The sequence below is a fragment of the Nocardioides sp. genome, assembly GCF_041393715.1.
Taxonomy (GTDB): Bacteria; Actinomycetota; Actinomycetes; order Propionibacteriales; family Nocardioidaceae; genus Nocardioides.
Map to the genome: position 1 here is coordinate 131,647 of NZ_JAWKJQ010000008.1, position 16,139 is coordinate 147,785.

The following is a 16,139-nucleotide window of genomic DNA, read 5'->3' on the forward strand; positions in this document are numbered from 1 at the left end:
ACGCGGGGGCCGCGGGGGCCGCGCCGCCGAGCGCGACGATGGCGGCGACCAGGTCGGGGTTGATCACCGGGGGCGGGGCCGGGGGCTCCATCTCGTCATGGTCGTCGTCGTCGGCGTGGTCGCTGCCGTCGTCGTGGTCGGCCTCGGGCGGGGACTGGCGCTCGAGAGGCTCACGGACCTCGTCGGCCTCGGGCTCCTGGGCGAGGCTCGGCTCGGCGTCCGGCTCGGCGTTCGGCTCGGTGTGTGCGAGCGCACCGGCCGGGAGCCCTCCCCGGCCGCGGCGGCGGCCCGCTCGGCCTCCTTGGCGCGGTGCAGCCGGTCGATCTCCTTCAGCCGCGCCTTCAGCGCCTCCCGCTGGGTGCGCACCGGAGCGTCGTCGGCGACGGCCGCGGTGGCCTCCTCGGTGGCGGCCTCCTCGTCGGCGTCGCCGGCGGTTCCCTCGTGCGTCGCCTCGGTCTCCGGTGCCGCGGTGGACCGACCCACGGTCGGCCGCTCGACGTGCGGCAGCTCCGACACGACGGGCGCGCGGGAGTCCTCCCAGCGGTCCCGGACGATCGCCTCGACGGCGGCCAGGGACTGCGAGTCGGGCTCCAGGGCGGCCTGGCCCGGCGCCGGCTCGTCGGGAGTGGGCTGGCCGGAGATGCGGCGCAGCAGCGGCGCCATCAGGTCGCGAGGAGTGGCCCTGCGCGGCGCCGGGTCGGCGGCCGCTGCGGCGACCGGCTCGACGGGTGTGCTGACGGCGGCCTCGTCGGCCTCGTCGGCCTCGGCCGGCTCCGTGAGGGGGCCGGACGGGGCGGCCTCGGGCGCCGGGCTGCTCTGCGGCTGCCGCATCGGGGTCGGCTCGGGCTTGGCAACGACCGGAGTCGCCGGTGTCGGGGCCGGCGCGGCCTGGCGGCTCAGCCGCACCTGCTGCTCGGCGAGCCACTCCTTGAGCTCGGCGACGCCCTCGGCGGACCCGGTCGCGCGGGCGGCCACACTCCATGGGTCCAGGGTCCGTCCGGCACGGTCGCGCAGCGCCGGGGCCGCCGACCAGGACATGGCGTACGACGCGCGACCGGCCTCCACCAGCCGGTGCGCGGCCAGGTCGGCCACCAGCCGCCCGGCGAGCACGTCGAGCTCGTCGCCGTCGGCGTCGGGGGCCAGGGCCCGCATCAGGGGGGACTCCCGGCCGGCGCGGACGACCTGCAGCAGCACGGACTCCTCGAGCGGCCAGAGGTCCAGCTGCCGGGCGACGGCGCCGAGCGCCTCGACCTGCTGGCCCACGCGGACCGCCGTACCCCGTGGCACGACCCGCTCGAACACGCCGGGCTCGAGCGGGCTGTCGGCCGTCACCGCACCCTCGAGGGCCTCGAAGACGACGTCGCGCCGGTCGAGGATGTCCTCGGCAGCGCCGGAGAAGTCCAGGCGGCGGCTGTTCTGCAGCTCCTTGAGCGCGGTGACCCGGAGGTCCAGACGCGGGTGTCCGGCGGGCGCCGTGGGCCCGGTCGGATGCCGCTCGTCGTACGCCGCCATCCAGGTCTGCCGGTCGTCGTCGTCGAGGAAGTCCACGAAGCCGCCGAAGAGGCCGGTGGGTCGCTGACCCACGAGCACGCCGGGCAGCACGTACTGCTCGCCGAACTCCAGCCAGGCCTCGTCGAGGGGCCCGAGCTCCTTCAGCGCGGCCACGGCGGTGCGGCTCCCGACCAGGTCGGCGGCGATCCTGTCGGCGGCGAGCTCCTGGGCGTGCAGGGCCGGCAGCGCCAGCTCCTCGACGGCGCGGCCCACGGTCGCGAGCAGGCGGTCGAGCAGGCCGTCGCCGAGGTGGCCGCGCAGGCGGCGCACCGACGCCACACCGCGGTGAGCCATCGTGCGCAGCCCCGGTTGACGCTGGCTGTCGTGGGCGAGCTCGTGGGCGACCGCCCAGCGGAGCTGTTCCGCAGAGAGCCCGAGCATGAGGGGGATGCCGAGCACCAGGGTCCGGCGGCCGGGGCGCAGCCCCAGGAACGTGCTGTCCTCGACCAGCTCGGCGCAGACCCGGTCGGTCACCCAGATCTCGTCGGGTGCCCGGCTGTCGACACGGTCCGCGACGGACTGGACGTCCGCCCACAGGCGCGGCTGGGCGGTCTGCGCCAGCGCGATGCCCTCGGGCAGCTCCGCCTCGCGGGCGGCCCGGGCCCGGCCTGCGAGCAGGGTCAGCACGACCAGCCCGACGAAGGGCACGACGACGCTGGCGACGGTGGCGGTGGTCGCCCCGGAGAGGACCAGGCGAAGCAGCCCGACCACGGCGACGAGGGCAAGCAGCAGCGCGGCCACGTAGCCGCTGACCAGCAGCAGCAGGGCCACGGCAGATCGACCCGTGTGCTTCATCACTCTCCGCAGGGCGCGACGCCGACCCGGTTCGGGGCCGTCCTCGTCGCGGCCCGGGGGTCCGGGCGGACGGCTCTGTGATCGTAGGACCGGCAGGGCCACCCTCGATGCGTTTTCGGAGAACCGGGTGGCATACCCTTGGGGGTATCCCCGATGAGGGAACCGATCGAAGGAGATGCCCATGGGCAACCACGGCCCTGACGTGCTGGCCGACCTGCGGCTCCCGGTGCGTGAGCTCAGGCGACGCATTCCGGCCGTCTACGAGGGGTTCGCGGCGACGCACCACGCCGCCCTCGCCGACGGGGAGCTGGACACGCGGACCAAGGAGCTGATGGCGCTGGCGATCAGCGTCGTGCAGCAGTGCGACGGTTGCATCGCCTCGCACGCCCGCGGCGCGCATCGGGCCGGGGCGACGGCGGAGCAGGTCGCCGAGGCGATCGGCGTGAGCATCCTGATGGCCGGAGGGCCGGCGACCGTCTATGGTCCCCGGGCGCTGGCCGCGTTCCAGGAGTTCGCCGGCGCGGACTCGGCGAGCACCTGACGGTCGGACCTGGCCGGTGCCCCTAGACTCGGGGCGCGATGAGCAACCCCTTCACCGACGACGTCGACCCCGGGCCGGCCGGCCCGGTCGCCGCCCGGCCAGCCGAGACCTTCGCCGAGGCCGAGGACGCGCTGCTGTCGCGCTGGCCGGAGACCCGGCTGGAGCCCTCGCTGGACCGGATCCGCGCCTTCACCGAGCTGCTGGGTGACCCGCAGCGGGCCTATCCGGTGGTGCACCTGACCGGCACCAACGGCAAGACCTCGACCTCACGGATGGTCGACTCCCTGCTGCGGGCGCTCGACCTGCGCACCGGGCGGTTCACCTCCCCGCACCTGGAGCGGATGAGCGAGCGGATCTGCCTGGACGGGTCGCCGCTGACCGATGAGGAGTTCGTGCGGGCGTTCAACGACGTGGCGCCGTACACCCACCTGGTCGATGCGGCCCAGCCCTACCCGCTGTCGTTCTTCGAGACCATCGTCGGGATGGCCTACGCCGCCTTCGCCGACGCACCCGTCGACGCCGCGGTCGTCGAGGTCGGCATGGGCGGGGCGTGGGACGCCACCAACGTGGCCGACGCGGCCGTCGCGGCGGTGCTCCCGATCGCGGTCGACCACGAGCGCTACCTCGGCGCCGACCCGGTCGCCATCGCGGTCGAGAAGGCCGGGATCATCAAGCAGGGGTCGGTCGCGGTGCTGGCCCAGCAGTCGGTCGAGGTGGCCGAGGTGCTGCTCGCGCGGGCCCACGAGGTGGGCGCCACCGTGGCCCGCGAGGGCCTGGAGTTCGGCGTGGTGAGCCGGGTGCCGGCGGTGGGCGGGCAGCTGCTCTCGCTGCAGGGCCTGCACGGGAGGTACGACGACGTCTTCCTGCCGCTCTACGGCGCGCACCAGGCCCAGAACGCCGCGGTGGCGCTGGCGGCCGTCGAGGGCTTCCTCTCCGACCAGGCGCTCGACGAGGACCTGGTCCGGTCGACGTTCGCCCAGGTCACCTCCCCGGGCCGGCTCGAGGTGGTGCGACGCAGCCCGACCGTGATCCTCGACGCCGCGCACAACCCGCATGGTGCGGAGGCGACGGCCGCCGCCCTGGAGGACTCTTTCGCGTTCGACCCGCTGGTCGGCGTGATGGGGGTGATGGCCGACAAGGACTACGAGGGCGTGCTGGCGGCCTTCGAGCCGCACCTGACCCATCTGGTGTGCACCCAGAACTCCTTCGAGCGGTCGCTGTCGGCCGAGGCGCTGGCCGTGTCTGCTCGGGCGGTGTTCGGCGACGACCGGGTCACCGTCGAGCCACGGCTCGACGACGCGCTCGACCGGGCGGCCGCGATGGCCGAGGCGGGGGAGCGCGACGGCGCCGCCCTGGGGTCCGGCGCCGTGCTGGTCACCGGCTCGGTGGTCACCGTCGGCGAGGCGCGGGCGATGCTGTCGAGGTCGCGATGAGCAGCGAGAGCACCCCGGCCCCGGAGCCGGCCGCGACCCGGTCGCCGCGACGTGGGATGTGCGCGGCCGTGCTGAGCCTGGAGGCGATCACGATCGCGCTGTCGACGCCGGTGATGATCGGTGTCGGCGACATCTCGACGGGCACCGCGCTGCTCGTGGGTCTGGGGCTCGCGGTGGCCTGCCTGGTGGTGGCCGGCCTGCTCCGCTCCGAGGCGGGCTATGCCGCCGGCTGGGTGATCCAGCTGGGAGCCATCGGGCTGGGCTTCCTGGCGCCGCTGATGTTCTTCCTGGGCACCCTGTTCGCGTTCCTGTGGGGGACGGCGTACTTCCTGGGGCGCAAGATCGAGCGCGAGCGCGCCGCGGCGTACGCCGCCCACGAGCGCGACGCCTGACCTCGATCCGCCGGTCCCGTCGGCGGATGGCTAGGCTGCGCCCCATGACGACCCCGGCCGCCCAGCGCACCCTGGTCCTGCTCAAGCCCGACGCCCTCCGGCGCGGCCTCGCGGGGGAGATCCTCGGTCGCTACGAGGCCAAGGGGCTGCGGCTGGTCGCCCTCGAGCTGCGCCACATCGACGGCGACCAGGCCGACGCGCACTACCACGAGCACGTCGAGCGCGACTTCTACCCGCCGCTGCGGGCCTTCGTCACCAGCGGCCCCCTGATGGCGCTGGTGCTGGAGGGTGACGAGGCGATCGAGGTCGTCCGCGCGCTCAACGGTGCCACCGACGGCCGCAAGGCCGCCCCCGGCTCGATCCGCGGCGACCTGTCGCTCTCCAACCGCGAGAACCTCGTGCACGGCTCGGACTCCCCGGACTCCGCCGCCCGCGAGATCGCGCTGTGGTTCCCCGACCTGGCCGACTGACCCACCGTCGCGAGACGGCGATGCTCAACCGGCCGGCGTACGTCCGAACGCCAACAGGTGCGGGCTGAGGTCGCGGAGCCCCGGCTGCGACTCGTAGGCGGCGGCGAGCCTCCGAGCGGCGTCGAGCAGCTCGGGATCGTGTGAGCGGCTGATGTCGAGCGCCTGGGCCCCCGGCCCTTCGAGGCCGAGCACCTGGACCTCGGTCAGTCCCGCCTCGACCGCCTCCTGCTCGAGGTCGTCGGACAGGTGGAAGTGCCCGCCCGGGAAGCCGGACGGGCCGAGCTCGCCGGTGCCGTCCTCGACCATCCGGCGCCATCGTTCGGGCATCGGCGAGCGTGGGGTACGCCGCCCGGTGGCGGCCCGCGCGATCGACGGCTCGATCACGGTCACCCAGGCGAGAGCCGACAGGCGCGAGACGCCGGCACCGAAGACCCAGCCGCCGGGTCGCACGGCCCGGATCGCCTCTCGCCACGCCCGCTGCCGGTCGTCGCGCTCGACGAGGTGGTAGAGCGGCCCGAGCAGGAGCGCGGCGTCGAAGTCGTGGTCGGCGACCGGGAGGGCGCGGGCATCTCCCCGCGCGACGGCGAACGTCCCGATGGCCCTGGCGGTGGCCACGTGGCGGGGCACCGGGTCGATGAGCAGGACCCGGTGGCCCCGGCCGGCCAGGGCCGCCGCGTGGACCCCGGCGGCCCCACCGATGTCGAGGATCCGGGAACCGGGGGAGACCCGTGCCGTCACGAGCTGCTGCGTCCGCTCGAACTCGAGGACACCCTGACCCGAGCGCCCGACGAGGCGGTCGCTCTCGTCGAACTCGCCGCCGTAGTAGGCCTGCACCCGGCCGTCGACGTGCTGCTGCGGGGAGGGGTCCGGCATGTCCGGAGTATCCGGCCGGCCCGTGGACGGCGTCCACCGGATTGGCGCTGACCGCTGGTCGAGCGGCCGGTCGGCGGCTGGTCGAGCAGGTGGGTGTGCTGTGCGAACTGGTGTTTGAATAAAGGGCGTCGCGTGCTAGGGTGACTGGCACGCATCGAGCGTTCCGGGCCAGCCCGTGGGTGCTGCGCCATCCCGGGCGTGGCGGTGCGAGTCGCGAGGGTGACGTGATAGCCCACCGGGTGGGCCTCCAGGAGCGACGACAGCCGGTCAGGCGTCGTCACGGAGGAGGCGCCGGATGTCGGTCCACCCTGTCGAGTCGAGACACCCGATCCTCGCGGCGGCCGCCGACATCGGTGCGGCGCCGACCCGGGCTGTCGGGGCCAACCCGGTGTTCATGACCACCGCCGAGATGGACGAGGCGCTGCGCGAGCTGAGTGCGTTGGAGGCCCGGGTGGTCGAGCTGCGGCTACGGGTGATGGCCGTCGCCTCCGAGGTCGCGAAGAGCACCGCGGCGCACGACGTGGCGGAGTGGCTGAGCGTGCACACCTTGATGCGTCCCGAGGATGCCCGCGCCGACCTGCGCCTCGCGACCGCGTTGGACCGGCGCTACGCCGCCCTGGCCGCCGCGATGCGCGAGGGCGGCGTGTCCGTCGACCAGGCCCGGGTGATCGCCCGCGCCCTGGACGAGCTCCCCGCGAGGACCTTCCCACCGACGTCCTGGTGGCCGCCGAAACCGCCCTGGTCGAGCATGCCACCCGGTTCGGACCCCGCCAGCTGGCCCGGCTCGGCCGCCGCATCCTCGAGGTGGTGGCGCCTGGGGTCGTCGAGGAGACCGAGGCCCGTCGGCTGGCCGCCCTCGAGGCCGACGCCCACCGCCGCACCCGGCTCTCCCTGCGCCGGGTCGGAGACGGCACCACCCGCCTCACCGGGCTCCTCCCCGACGCGGTCGCCACCCGGCTGGCGACCTACCTGGAGGCCTTCACCAACCCTCGCAAGACACGGGAGCGGCCCACAGGAGACCGCGACGCATGGGTGACTCCGGCCTACCCCCGCCGCCTCGGGCAGGCCTTCTGCCAGCTCCTGGAGACGCTCGACCCGACCCGGCTCCCCTTCATGGCGGCGATGCCACCACCGTGGTGGTCACCATCCCCTACCAGGCAATGCTCACCGACCTGGCCACCGCCGACCTGGGCGGCTCCCACCTACCCGGTGAGGACGCCACCGAGGGGCAGATCACCGCGGCCCACGCCCGACGGCTGGCCTGCACTGCCGGAATCCTCCCCGCTGTCCTCGGCGGCGCCTCCGAGATCCTCGACCTCGGGAGGACCCGACGGCTGTTCACCCCCGCCCAACGCAAAGCCCTCCGGTTGCGCGACCGCGAGTGCCGCGCCGAGGGCTGCACGATCCCCGGCGCCTGGTGCGAAGCCCACCACACCACCCTGGACCCACGGCGGGAAGACCGACCTCGCCGACGGTGTCCTCCTCTGCCACCACCATCACCACCGCGCCCACCACACCGACCACACCACCGAACGTCTCCCCAACGGAGACCTCCGCTACCACCGCCGCAGATAGGCCGGGGAGCCGCGTCCGTTCAACCGGGCAGGACCGCCCGGCTCCGAGTGCGAACCGCGGATCACTCGAGACGCGCGGACGAGACGCGCAGTCGGCTCGCTTGCGGACGCAACGTCACCCGCGGCTCAGCGACGCCCGCCGCCCAACAGCCCACCGAGCAGGTCGCCGAGGATCGAGCCCAGGTCGTGCCCGGCGAGCGCGAGGAGCCCGAACCCTGGGCGGCACCGGTGAGGATCTGCGACAGGATCCCGCCCAGCACGCCGCCCCCGAGCGCCCCGTCCTTCGCTCCGGCCTGCTTGGCGAGGTAGGAGAGGACGATCGGGGCCAGGATCGGCAGCAGCTTGGACACCAGGCCCGACGAGCCGCCGACGCCACCGAGCTGGCGGACCACCTGGTCGTGCTGCGCGCCGAAGATGTGCCGGGCGATCTTGTCCCCGTCGGCGACGTCGACCTGTCCGAGGTCGACGGTGCCGCTGGCGAGGCTGCCGTCGTGCTGGGCGAGCGCACGCGCCAGCGAGGCCTCGCCGGCGGGGTCCTTCGCGTTGGCCTCGAGCCCGCCCAGCAGGGCGGGGAGGGCGACAGCGGCCGCCTGCTCGACGGCGGCCGGGCTCTCACCGAGCGAGGCGGCGAGCTGGTCGAGGGGCAGCGAGGCGAGGATCTCGTCGACGGCGGACACGAGCGAACCTTAACGCCACGTCCGCCGACCGACCGCGTGTCGCGCCCGGATCGGCAGCGTGGAGTTCCTACGCTGGGCGTGGGCCGGCGAGCTGGTGCGCCGTCCCGCCTTCCCCGGACCACCAGCGAGGGCGCGCGCATGGTTGGAACCACCCGCGGCACGGTCCTCGGCCGAGACCTGGCCGTCGACCTCGGCACCGCAAGCACGCTGGTCTACGCCCGCGGACGCGGCGTCGTCATCGACGAGCCGTCGCTCATCGCACTGGACGACGCCGGAGAGCTGTTGGCGGCGGGTCGGCAGGCGGCCCGCTTCGCGGGGAAGGTCGGGGCCCACCTGGTGGCGCCCGTCCACGACGGCGTGGTCGCCGACTTCGACGCCGCCGAGCAGATGCTGCACCGCTTCGCGACCGCGGCGAGGGGACGGGCGCTGACCCGGCCGCGGATGGTGGTGGCGATGCCGAGTGGTGTCACCGCCGTCGAGCAGCGGGTGGTCCGCGAGGTCGGCTTCCAGGCCGGCGCCCGCCAGGTCGAGGTGATCGAGGAGCCGATGGCGGCGGCGATCGGGGCCGGGCTGCCGGTGCACGAGGCGACCGCGACCATGGTGGTCGACCTCGGCTGTGGGACGACCGAGGTGGCTCTCATCTCGGTGGGCAGTGTCGCGGCCGCGCGCTCGATCCGCACCGCCGGCGCCGCGCTCGACCGCGATGTCGCCGCCTGGCTGGCCGGCGAGCACCGCCTGGTCGTCGACGACGCCACGGCGGAGGCGGTCAAGCGCACCCTCGGTTCGGCGTACCTCCGCCCCACCGAGCAGTACGCCGAGGTGGTCGGCCGCGACCTCGACACGGGTGCGGAGCGACGCGTCGTCGTCGGTGCCGGCGGCGTCCGCTCGGCGCTGGAGGGCTCCCTGCGCTCCATCGTGGACGTGGTGCGAGCGACGCTCGACCAGGCGCCGCAGCGGCTGGCCCGTGACGTCCGGGACCACGGGGTGGTGCTGACCGGCGGAACCGCGCTGCTGGCCGGTCTCGACGAGCGACTGCAGGACGACCTCGGCGTCCCCGTCCATGTCGCCGCCGACCCGCGCGCCTGCGTCGTCACCGGTGCCGCCCGGTGTGTGGAGCAGTACGCCGCGCTCCAGCCGCTGCTCGTGCCGGAGCGCCGGAGAGCGGGATGACCGACGTGCCTCGGGGGACGGCCGGAGGACCGCAGCGGCGGTCCCGGCTGCGGCACGCGCTCGGACCCACGCTCGGCCGGCTGCGACGACCCTTCGGGAGGGCGCGAGGCGGCAACCCGCGGACGACGCTGCTCGCGCTGGCACTGACCGCGGTCACCCTGATGACCCTGGACCACCAGTCCGGCCTGCTCGACCCGGTGCGCACGGTCGCCGGCGAGGCCCTCGGGCCGCTGCAGGACGGCGCCGCCACGGCGACCCGCCCGGTCGCCGCGGTTCCCGAGTGGTTCCGCGCCCGGGCCGAGCTCCAGCACGATGTCGCCACCCTCCAGGCCGAGAACTCCGACCTGCGCGGTCGGCTGGAGACCAGCGGCTACGACCGCAACCGGCTCGCGGAGTACGACCGGCTGACGGCGCTGGCCGGTGAGACGGCACGGGTGCTGGTGCCGGCGCGGGTGATCGGCTGGGGCCCCCAGCAGTCGTTCGCCCGGACGATCACGATCGACGCGGGTTCGCGCGCCGGCGTGACGACGGACCTCACCGTGGTCAGCGGCGACGGTCTGGTGGGCCGGGTGACCCGGGTGACGCCGACGACCGCGACGGTGCTGCTGGTGATGGATGCCGACTCCGTCGTGGGCGGCCGGATCGGGGACAGCATGGAGCTGGGGTTCCTGCGCGGTCGTGGTGTGGTGGGGGAGAGCGGTCGCCTCGACCTCGAGCTCGTCGATGCCTCGACCCTCCCGCGCCGGGGTGACGTGGTCGTCACCTGGGGCAGCAGCGGCGGGGCGCCGTACGTCTCCGGCGTGCCGGTCGGCCAGGTCACCAAGGTCTACGACAGTCTGCGCGAGACGTCTCGCCGCGCGGTGATCCGGCCGTTCGTCGACTTCAGCTCCCTCGACCTGGTCGGGGTCGTGGTCGCCCCCGACACGCAGAGCGACCGCGCGCTGGTGCGGGCCGGAGGTCTGCGATGACGGCTGCTCGTGGTGTGGTGGCCGCGCTGATGGCCGTGGCTGCCCTGGTCCTGCAGACCACCGTGCTGCCGCTGTTGAGCGGCGGCACCACGCTGCCCAACCTGTGCCTGCTGGTCGTCGTTGCCGTCGGGCTGTCCGCGGGGGAGACCGCGGGATCGATGACCGGCTTCGCGGTCGGCCTGGCGCTCGACCTGACGCCGCCCGCCGACCACCTGGCGGGCCGCTGGGCACTGGCGCTGGCGGTCGCGGGCTTCCTGGCCGGCCTGTTCGCGGCACACCAGCCCGAGCACGCGGCACCGTCCCGCCCCACCCGACGCGCGCGTGCCGAGGCGCTGCTCCGAGTCCTCCTGGTGACCGCCGCGGCATCGTTCGTGGCGACCTCGGTCTTCGCCCTCACCGGGCTGCTGTACGGCGACCTCGGCTGGGCCGTCCCCGAGCTGCTGCGCGGTGTCGGTGTCGCCGTCGGCCTGGACGCCGTCGCCGGGCTCCTGCTGGTGCCGCTGCTGCTCCGACCGCTGGTCGTGCACCCGGTCCCGGTCGCGGTGCTGGGCGGCGCCCGATGACCGGGCCGCGCCCGGAGCCACCGACCCCCGCGACCGCCGCCCGGCGGACCCGGCTGCGCGTCCTGGTGATCCAGGCCCTCGCGTTCTCGCTGGTGGCCACGCTGCTCGGCCGGCTCTACTACCTCCAGGTGGTCGAGGGCGGCTCCTACCAGGCCCGGGCCGCCTCGCAGTCCGTGCGTGACATCGTGCAACAGCCCGAGCGCGGGCTGATCGTCGACTCCCAGGGCCGGCCGCTGGTCGCCAACCGCACCGCGTGGGTGGTCTCGGTCGACCGCACCACGCTCGGCCAGCTCTCGCCGCGGGGGCAGCAGCTGGTGCTGCGCCGGGTCGCCGCCGCGGTCGGCGTACCGGAGCGGAGGATCCAGGCGCGTCTGGTCGACTGCGGCAGCGACGGAGCGCGGGCGCGGCTGTGCTGGAACGGCTCGCCCTACCAGCCGGTGCCGGTGGCCGAGGACGTGCCGCAGGACGTCGCGCTGCGGGTGCTCGAGCAGCCCGAGGACTACCCGTCGGTGCTGGCCGAGCAGCAGAGCCTGCGTGCCTATCCCGGGCCCTACGGCGTCAACCTCGCCCACGTGCTCGGCTACCTCAGCCCGGTGACGGCCGACGAGCTCGCCGCCGCGACCGAGCGCGACGACGACACCCTCAACGGCGCCTCGGTCGTGGGCCGCGCGGGTGTCGAGCAGAGCTATGACCGGTGGCTGCGCGGCGTCCCGGGGCACCGCAGCGTCGCGGTGGACGCCCAGGGCCGGGTGCTCAGCGACGCCGGTGTCGTCGACGCCCGGCCGGGCGACACCCTGGTCACCTCGCTGGATGCCAAGGTGCAGGCGGTCGCCGAGCGCCAGCTCGCCCGCACCATCCGCACCGCCCGCCAGACCCACGATCCGGTGACCGGCCGCAACTACGTCGCCGACTCCGGCGCGGTCGTGGTGATGGAGGCCGACACCGGGCGGGTCGTCGCGATGGCCAGCCAGCCGACGTACGACCCGGCCGAGTGGGTCGGTGGCATCAGCAACGACCAGCTGCACCGGCTCTACGCCGCCGACAGCGGCAACCCGCTGCTCGGCCGGGCGACCCAGGGCCAGTTCGCCCCGGGCTCCACCTGGAAGCCGATCATGAGCGTGGCCGCGCTCGACCACGGCTACACGCCGGCCAGCCGGCTCAACTGCTCCTCGGGGCTGCAGGTCGGCAACCGGTGGTTCAAGAACTACGAGTCCGCCTCCTACGGCTCGCTCGGCTTCGACCAGGCGCTGCAGCTCTCGTGCGACACGTTCTTCTACCGCGTCGGGCTGCACTACTGGCAGGCCGGCGGCGCCGATGCGACGGACGTCAACGCGCCCGACCCGCTGGTCGACGGCGCCAAGGCGTTCGGGTTCGGCGAGAAGACCGGCATCGACCTGCCGGGTGAGGCGGCCGGGCGGATCGCCGACCGGCACTGGAAGAAGCGCTACTACCGCGCGATGAAGGACTACTACTGCGGGATCGACAAGGACCCCGGTGACGCGTCGGCCTACCTGCGGCTGTTCGCCCACGAGTTCTGCCTCGAGGGGTGGTACTACCGGGCCGGTGACGCGGTGAACTTCTCCATCGGCCAGGGCGACACGCTCGTCACGCCGCTGCAGCTCGCCCGCGCCTACGCCGCGCTCAGCAACGGCGGCACCCTCTACGAGCCCCGGGTCGGCAAGGCCATCGTCGACCCCCAGGGTCATCTGGTCCGCCGGATCGCTCCGAAGGTCGCCGGTCACGTGCCCGCCACCAAGGCCACGATGCGCTATGTCGACCAGGCGCTGCTGGGCACCGCCAAGGTCGGCACCATGGCCTGGCGGATGACCGGCTTCCCCCTCGACCAGGTGCACATCCGCTCCAAGACCGGCTCCGCGGAGGTGCACGGCAAGCAGTCGACCTCGTGGGTCGCGTCCTACGACGAGAACTACGTCGTCGTCATGATGGTCAGCCAGGGCGGCACCGGCTCGGGCACCTCCGGCCCGGCCGTCCGCAAGATCTGGGAGTCGTTGTACGGCGTCCGCGGCGACACCGTCGACGCCGCCGACGCGGCGATCCCCGGCGTGGTCCCGCCGCGTCGGCTGCCGACCTTCACCCGCGACGGCGCAGTGCTACCCCCCAGGAGGTCGCGATGACCCTCTCCCTGCTCCCGCCGCCCGCTGCGTCGGCCACCGACCGCACCGGCCACCCCAGGCCGGCGTCGAGGGCGCCCTCGAGCTGGGCACGCACCCGGGAGGCCGGCCTCGACTGGGTGCTGCTCGGCGCGGTGACCGCGCTGCTCACCTCCGGAGTCGTGCTGGTCTGGTCGGCCACCTCCGCGCGCGAGGCGCTCACCGGGGGCGACCCGCGGGCCTTCCTCTCCCGACAGCTGGTCAACGTCGCCCTGGGCCTGGCCCTGATGGTCGTGGTGGCGGCCGTCGACCATCGCTGGGTGCGCCGGCTGACCCCGGTCGCCTACCTCGCCTCGCTCGGCGGGCTGGTGTGGGTGCTGGTGGCGGGCGACACCATCAACGGCTCCCGGTCGTGGCTGTCGGTCGGGCCGCTGTCCCTGCAGCCCTCGGAGCTGGCCAAGCTCACCGTCGTGGTGGCGATGGCGCTGGTCGCCAGCGAGGTGGCCCGCGCGGGGCGGCGCCACCGCGCGGGCGCGTGGGAGGTGGCGGCGATGCTCGCCGTGGCCGGCGTACCCGCCGGGTTGATCCTGCTGCAGCCCGACCTCGGCACGTTGCTGGTGCTCGCCGTCACGGTGCTCGGGGTGCTGACCGCCGCGGGCGCGGGGCGCCGGTGGCTGGCCCTGGTGGCGGGTGGTGGCCTGGCGGCGGTCTTGTTCGCCGCGCTGTCCGGGGTGCTGCAGCCCTACCAGGTCGACCGGTTCCTGGCCTTCACCGACCCCAGCCTGGACCCGCGCGGAGCGGGCTACAACACCGAGCAGGCGCGGATCGCCATCGGCAACGGCGGGCTCTTCGGCCAGGGACTGTTCTCGGGGTCGCAGACCCGGTCCGGCTTCGTGCCGGAGCAGCACACCGACTTCGTGTTCACGGTTGCCGGGGAGGTGCTGGGCCTGGTCGGCGCCGGCGTGCTGGTGCTGCTGCTCGGTGTCGTGGTCTGGCGGGCGCTCGCCATCGCAGCGGCCTCCGACGACGTGTTCGGCCGGGTCGCGGCGACGGGGATCGCCAGCTGGTTCGGATTCCAGGCGTTCCAGAACATCGGGATGTGCCTGGGCATCATGCCGGTCACCGGGGTGCCGCTGCCGTTCGTGTCCTACGGCGGCTCGTCGCTGTTCGCCTGCCTGCTGGCCGTGGGACTGCTGCAGAACATCCACCTGCGGTCCACCGCGGCGGCACGTCTCCTCGGCTGACGCCGGCCACGCCGGCAGCACAGTCCACCGCAGGCCCGGCCAGGGTCCCACCCGCGAACCCCGGACTACGCTTCCGGCGTGACCGCAGAAGCGACGCCGGGGCCGGCCACGGACGCCCCGGACACGGGGGAGTACACCCACCGCCAGATCCTCACCATCCTGTCCGGACTGATGCTCGGCATGTTCCTGGCCGCGCTCGACCAGTCGATCGTGGGCACGGCGATCCGGACCATCGCCGACGACCTCAACGGCCTGTCGATCCAGGCGTGGGCCACCACGGCCTACCTCATCACCTCGACGATCACGACGCCGATCTACGGCAAGCTCGGCGACATCTACGGCCGCAAGAAGCTGTTCACGTTCGCGATCGCGGTGTTCATCGTCGGCTCGGCCGCCTGTTCGTTCGCGACGTCGATGTACATGCTGGCGGCCTTCCGTGCCTTCCAGGGGCTGGGCGCCGGCGGCCTGTTCACCCTGGTGCTCGCGATCATCGGCGACATCGTCTCGCCGCGGGAGCGAGCGAAGTACACCGGCTACTTCATGGCCGTCTTCGCCACCTCCAGCGTGCTGGGGCCGGTCATCGGCGGCCTGTTCGCCCAGGCCGACTCGATCCTCGGCATCACCGGCTGGCGCTGGGTGTTCCTCGTCAACGTGCCCATCGGCATCGCCGCCCTGCTCGTGGTCTCGCGCACCCTGCACCTGCGCCACCAGCGGCAGGAGTCGCGGATCGACTGGTGGGGCGCCTCGGCGCTCGTGGTCGGGCTGGTGCCGCTGCTCACCGTGGCCGAGCAGGGTCGCGACTGGGGCTGGACGTCGGGCCGGTCGCTCACGCTCTACGCCGTCGGCCTCGTGGGGCTGCTGGCCTTCGTCCTCGTCGAGCGATGGATGGGCGACGACGCGCTGATCCCGCTGCGGCTGTTCCGGATCCGCAGTGCCGCGGTCGTGGTGGCGGCCAGCGTGGTGATCGGCGCGGCGATGTTCGGCGGCATCACCGTGCTGCCGCAGTACATGCAGATCGTCCACGGCGCCTCGCCGATGAGGTCGGGCTTCATGATGCTGCCGATGGTGCTGGGCATCATGATCGCCGCCACCAGCTCGGGCATCGTCACCTCGCGCACCGGCAAGATCCGGATCTTCCCGATCATCGGCTCCGCCTTCGCCACCATCGGGCTGTTCCTGTTGTCGCGGGTCACCGCCGACACCTCGAACCTGGTCGTGATGACGTTCATGTTCGTGTTCGGCTACGGCCTGGGCAACACCATGCAGCCGCTCACCGTCATCGTGCAGAACGCCGTGCCGCCGCGGGAGATCGGGGTCGCCACCAGCGCCGCCACGTTCTTCCGGCAGATCGGCGGCACCCTCGGGGTGGCGGTGTTCCTGTCGATCCTGTTCAACAACCTCGGCGGTGACATCGCGGCGCGCCTGCAGGAGGCGGTGCAGACCCCGGCGTGGCAGCAGGCCGCCCACGACCCCACGGTGATGGCCGACCCGGTCAACCAGGCCGTCGTGGCGGCGGTCAGCGACCCGACGAGCAGCGGCGGGATCCTCGCCCAGGTGCAGAACGACTCCTCCGTGATCACCCAGATGAACCCGGTCTTCGCCCATCCGTTCCAGGCCGGCTTCTCCGACTCCATGGACACGGTGTTCCTGTTCGCCGCCGGCGTCTCGGTGTTGGCCTTCCTGGTGCTCCTGCTGATGCCGAAGGTCGAGCTGCGCGCCCGGTCCGCGTCGGCCGAGCGAGCCGCGGAGGCGGCCGGACCGGTCGGCTGAGGGCCGT

14 protein-coding genes and 1 pseudogene are annotated in these 16,139 nt (G+C 73.9%); 12 read left to right on the forward strand and 3 right to left on the reverse strand.

All coding sequences use genetic code 11. The features are described 5' to 3' along the window. Nucleotides 1–63: 63 nt before the first annotated feature. Nucleotides 64–2,322: a M48 family metallopeptidase gene (locus tag R2740_RS14145; RefSeq protein WP_371303331.1), complete on the reverse strand. Its 2,259-nt coding sequence runs from the start codon at nt 2,320–2,322 to the stop codon at nt 64–66. 205 nt (nt 2,323–2,527) lie between these two features. Here R2740_RS14145 and R2740_RS14150 point away from each other — a divergent pair, with 205 nt between their 5' ends. Genes R2740_RS14150 through ndk form a run of 4 tightly spaced genes read left to right on the forward strand, consistent with a single transcriptional unit; the run spans nt 2,528 to nt 5,182 of the window. Beyond that, a complete protein-coding gene (locus R2740_RS14150; RefSeq protein ID WP_371303332.1) occupies nt 2,528–2,887 on the forward strand; it encodes a carboxymuconolactone decarboxylase family protein in 360 nt (119 codons plus the stop codon). 38 nt (nt 2,888–2,925) lie between these two features. After that, nucleotides 2,926–4,320 (forward strand): folylpolyglutamate synthase/dihydrofolate synthase family protein, encoded by a 1,395-nt coding sequence (locus tag R2740_RS14155; RefSeq protein ID WP_371303333.1) that lies wholly within the window; start codon nt 2,926–2,928, stop codon nt 4,318–4,320. Beyond that, nucleotides 4,317–4,712 (forward strand): DUF4233 domain-containing protein, encoded by a 396-nt coding sequence (locus tag R2740_RS14160; protein WP_371303334.1) that lies wholly within the window; start codon nt 4,317–4,319, stop codon nt 4,710–4,712. Before R2740_RS14155 ends, R2740_RS14160 begins: the two co-directional genes overlap by 4 nt. A 44-nt stretch (nt 4,713–4,756) precedes the next feature. Next, complete coding sequence (gene ndk / locus R2740_RS14165; protein WP_371303335.1) at nt 4,757–5,182, forward strand: nucleoside-diphosphate kinase; 426 nt, start codon at nt 4,757–4,759, stop codon at nt 5,180–5,182. 24 nt (nt 5,183–5,206) lie between these two features. Here the strand turns inward: ndk and R2740_RS14170 are convergent, their stop codons facing one another. Further along, entirely contained in the window at nt 5,207–6,055 is an 849-nt protein-coding gene (locus R2740_RS14170; RefSeq protein WP_371303336.1) for a class I SAM-dependent methyltransferase, read from the reverse strand. Nucleotides 6,056–6,350: 295 nt separating this feature from the next. On the opposite strand from R2740_RS14170, the gene R2740_RS14175 reads away from it, so the two are divergent. After that, nucleotides 6,351–7,091: a DUF222 domain-containing protein gene (locus R2740_RS14175; RefSeq protein WP_371303337.1), complete on the forward strand. Its 741-nt coding sequence runs from the start codon at nt 6,351–6,353 to the stop codon at nt 7,089–7,091. After that, nucleotides 7,084–7,419: pseudogene (locus tag R2740_RS14180) on the forward strand (DUF222 domain-containing protein); the annotation flags it as partial. The gene R2740_RS14175 and the pseudogene R2740_RS14180, both read left to right, overlap by 8 nt. 272 nt (nt 7,420–7,691) lie before the next feature. Here R2740_RS14180 and R2740_RS14185 read toward each other — a convergent pair. Continuing rightward, on the reverse strand, nt 7,692–8,306 hold the full coding sequence (locus tag R2740_RS14185) for a DUF937 domain-containing protein (RefSeq protein ID WP_371303338.1): 615 nt from the start codon (nt 8,304–8,306) through the stop codon (nt 7,692–7,694). Between the two features lie 138 nt (nt 8,307–8,444). On the opposite strand from R2740_RS14185, the gene R2740_RS14190 reads away from it, so the two are divergent. The 6 genes from R2740_RS14190 (at nt 8,445) to R2740_RS14215 (ending at nt 16,132) form a co-directional block, all read left to right on the forward strand. Then, nucleotides 8,445–9,476 carry a rod shape-determining protein gene (locus tag R2740_RS14190; protein WP_371303339.1) on the forward strand — a complete coding sequence of 344 codons (1,032 nt, stop codon included), beginning with the start codon at nt 8,445–8,447 and terminating at the stop codon, nt 9,474–9,476. Further along, nucleotides 9,473–10,444, forward strand: coding sequence for a rod shape-determining protein MreC (gene mreC, locus R2740_RS14195; protein WP_371303340.1), 972 nt, complete (start codon nt 9,473–9,475; stop codon nt 10,442–10,444). Before R2740_RS14190 ends, mreC begins: the two co-directional genes overlap by 4 nt. Then, entirely contained in the window at nt 10,441–11,007 is a 567-nt protein-coding gene (locus R2740_RS14200; protein WP_371303341.1) for a rod shape-determining protein MreD, read from the forward strand. The genes mreC and R2740_RS14200 overlap by 4 nt, the downstream gene beginning before the upstream one ends. Then, the gene (gene mrdA / locus R2740_RS14205; protein ID WP_371303342.1) at nt 11,004–13,142 is read left to right on the forward strand and encodes a penicillin-binding protein 2; all 2,139 of its coding nucleotides are present in this window, start codon (nt 11,004–11,006) and stop codon (nt 13,140–13,142) included. Before R2740_RS14200 ends, mrdA begins: the two co-directional genes overlap by 4 nt. Continuing rightward, entirely contained in the window at nt 13,139–14,362 is a 1,224-nt protein-coding gene (gene rodA / locus R2740_RS14210) for a rod shape-determining protein RodA (protein WP_371303343.1), read from the forward strand. Before mrdA ends, rodA begins: the two co-directional genes overlap by 4 nt. A gap of 78 nt (nt 14,363–14,440) precedes the next feature. After that, on the forward strand, nt 14,441–16,132 hold the full coding sequence (locus R2740_RS14215; RefSeq protein ID WP_371303344.1) for an MDR family MFS transporter: 1,692 nt from the start codon (nt 14,441–14,443) through the stop codon (nt 16,130–16,132). Nucleotides 16,133–16,139 lie beyond the last annotated feature (7 nt).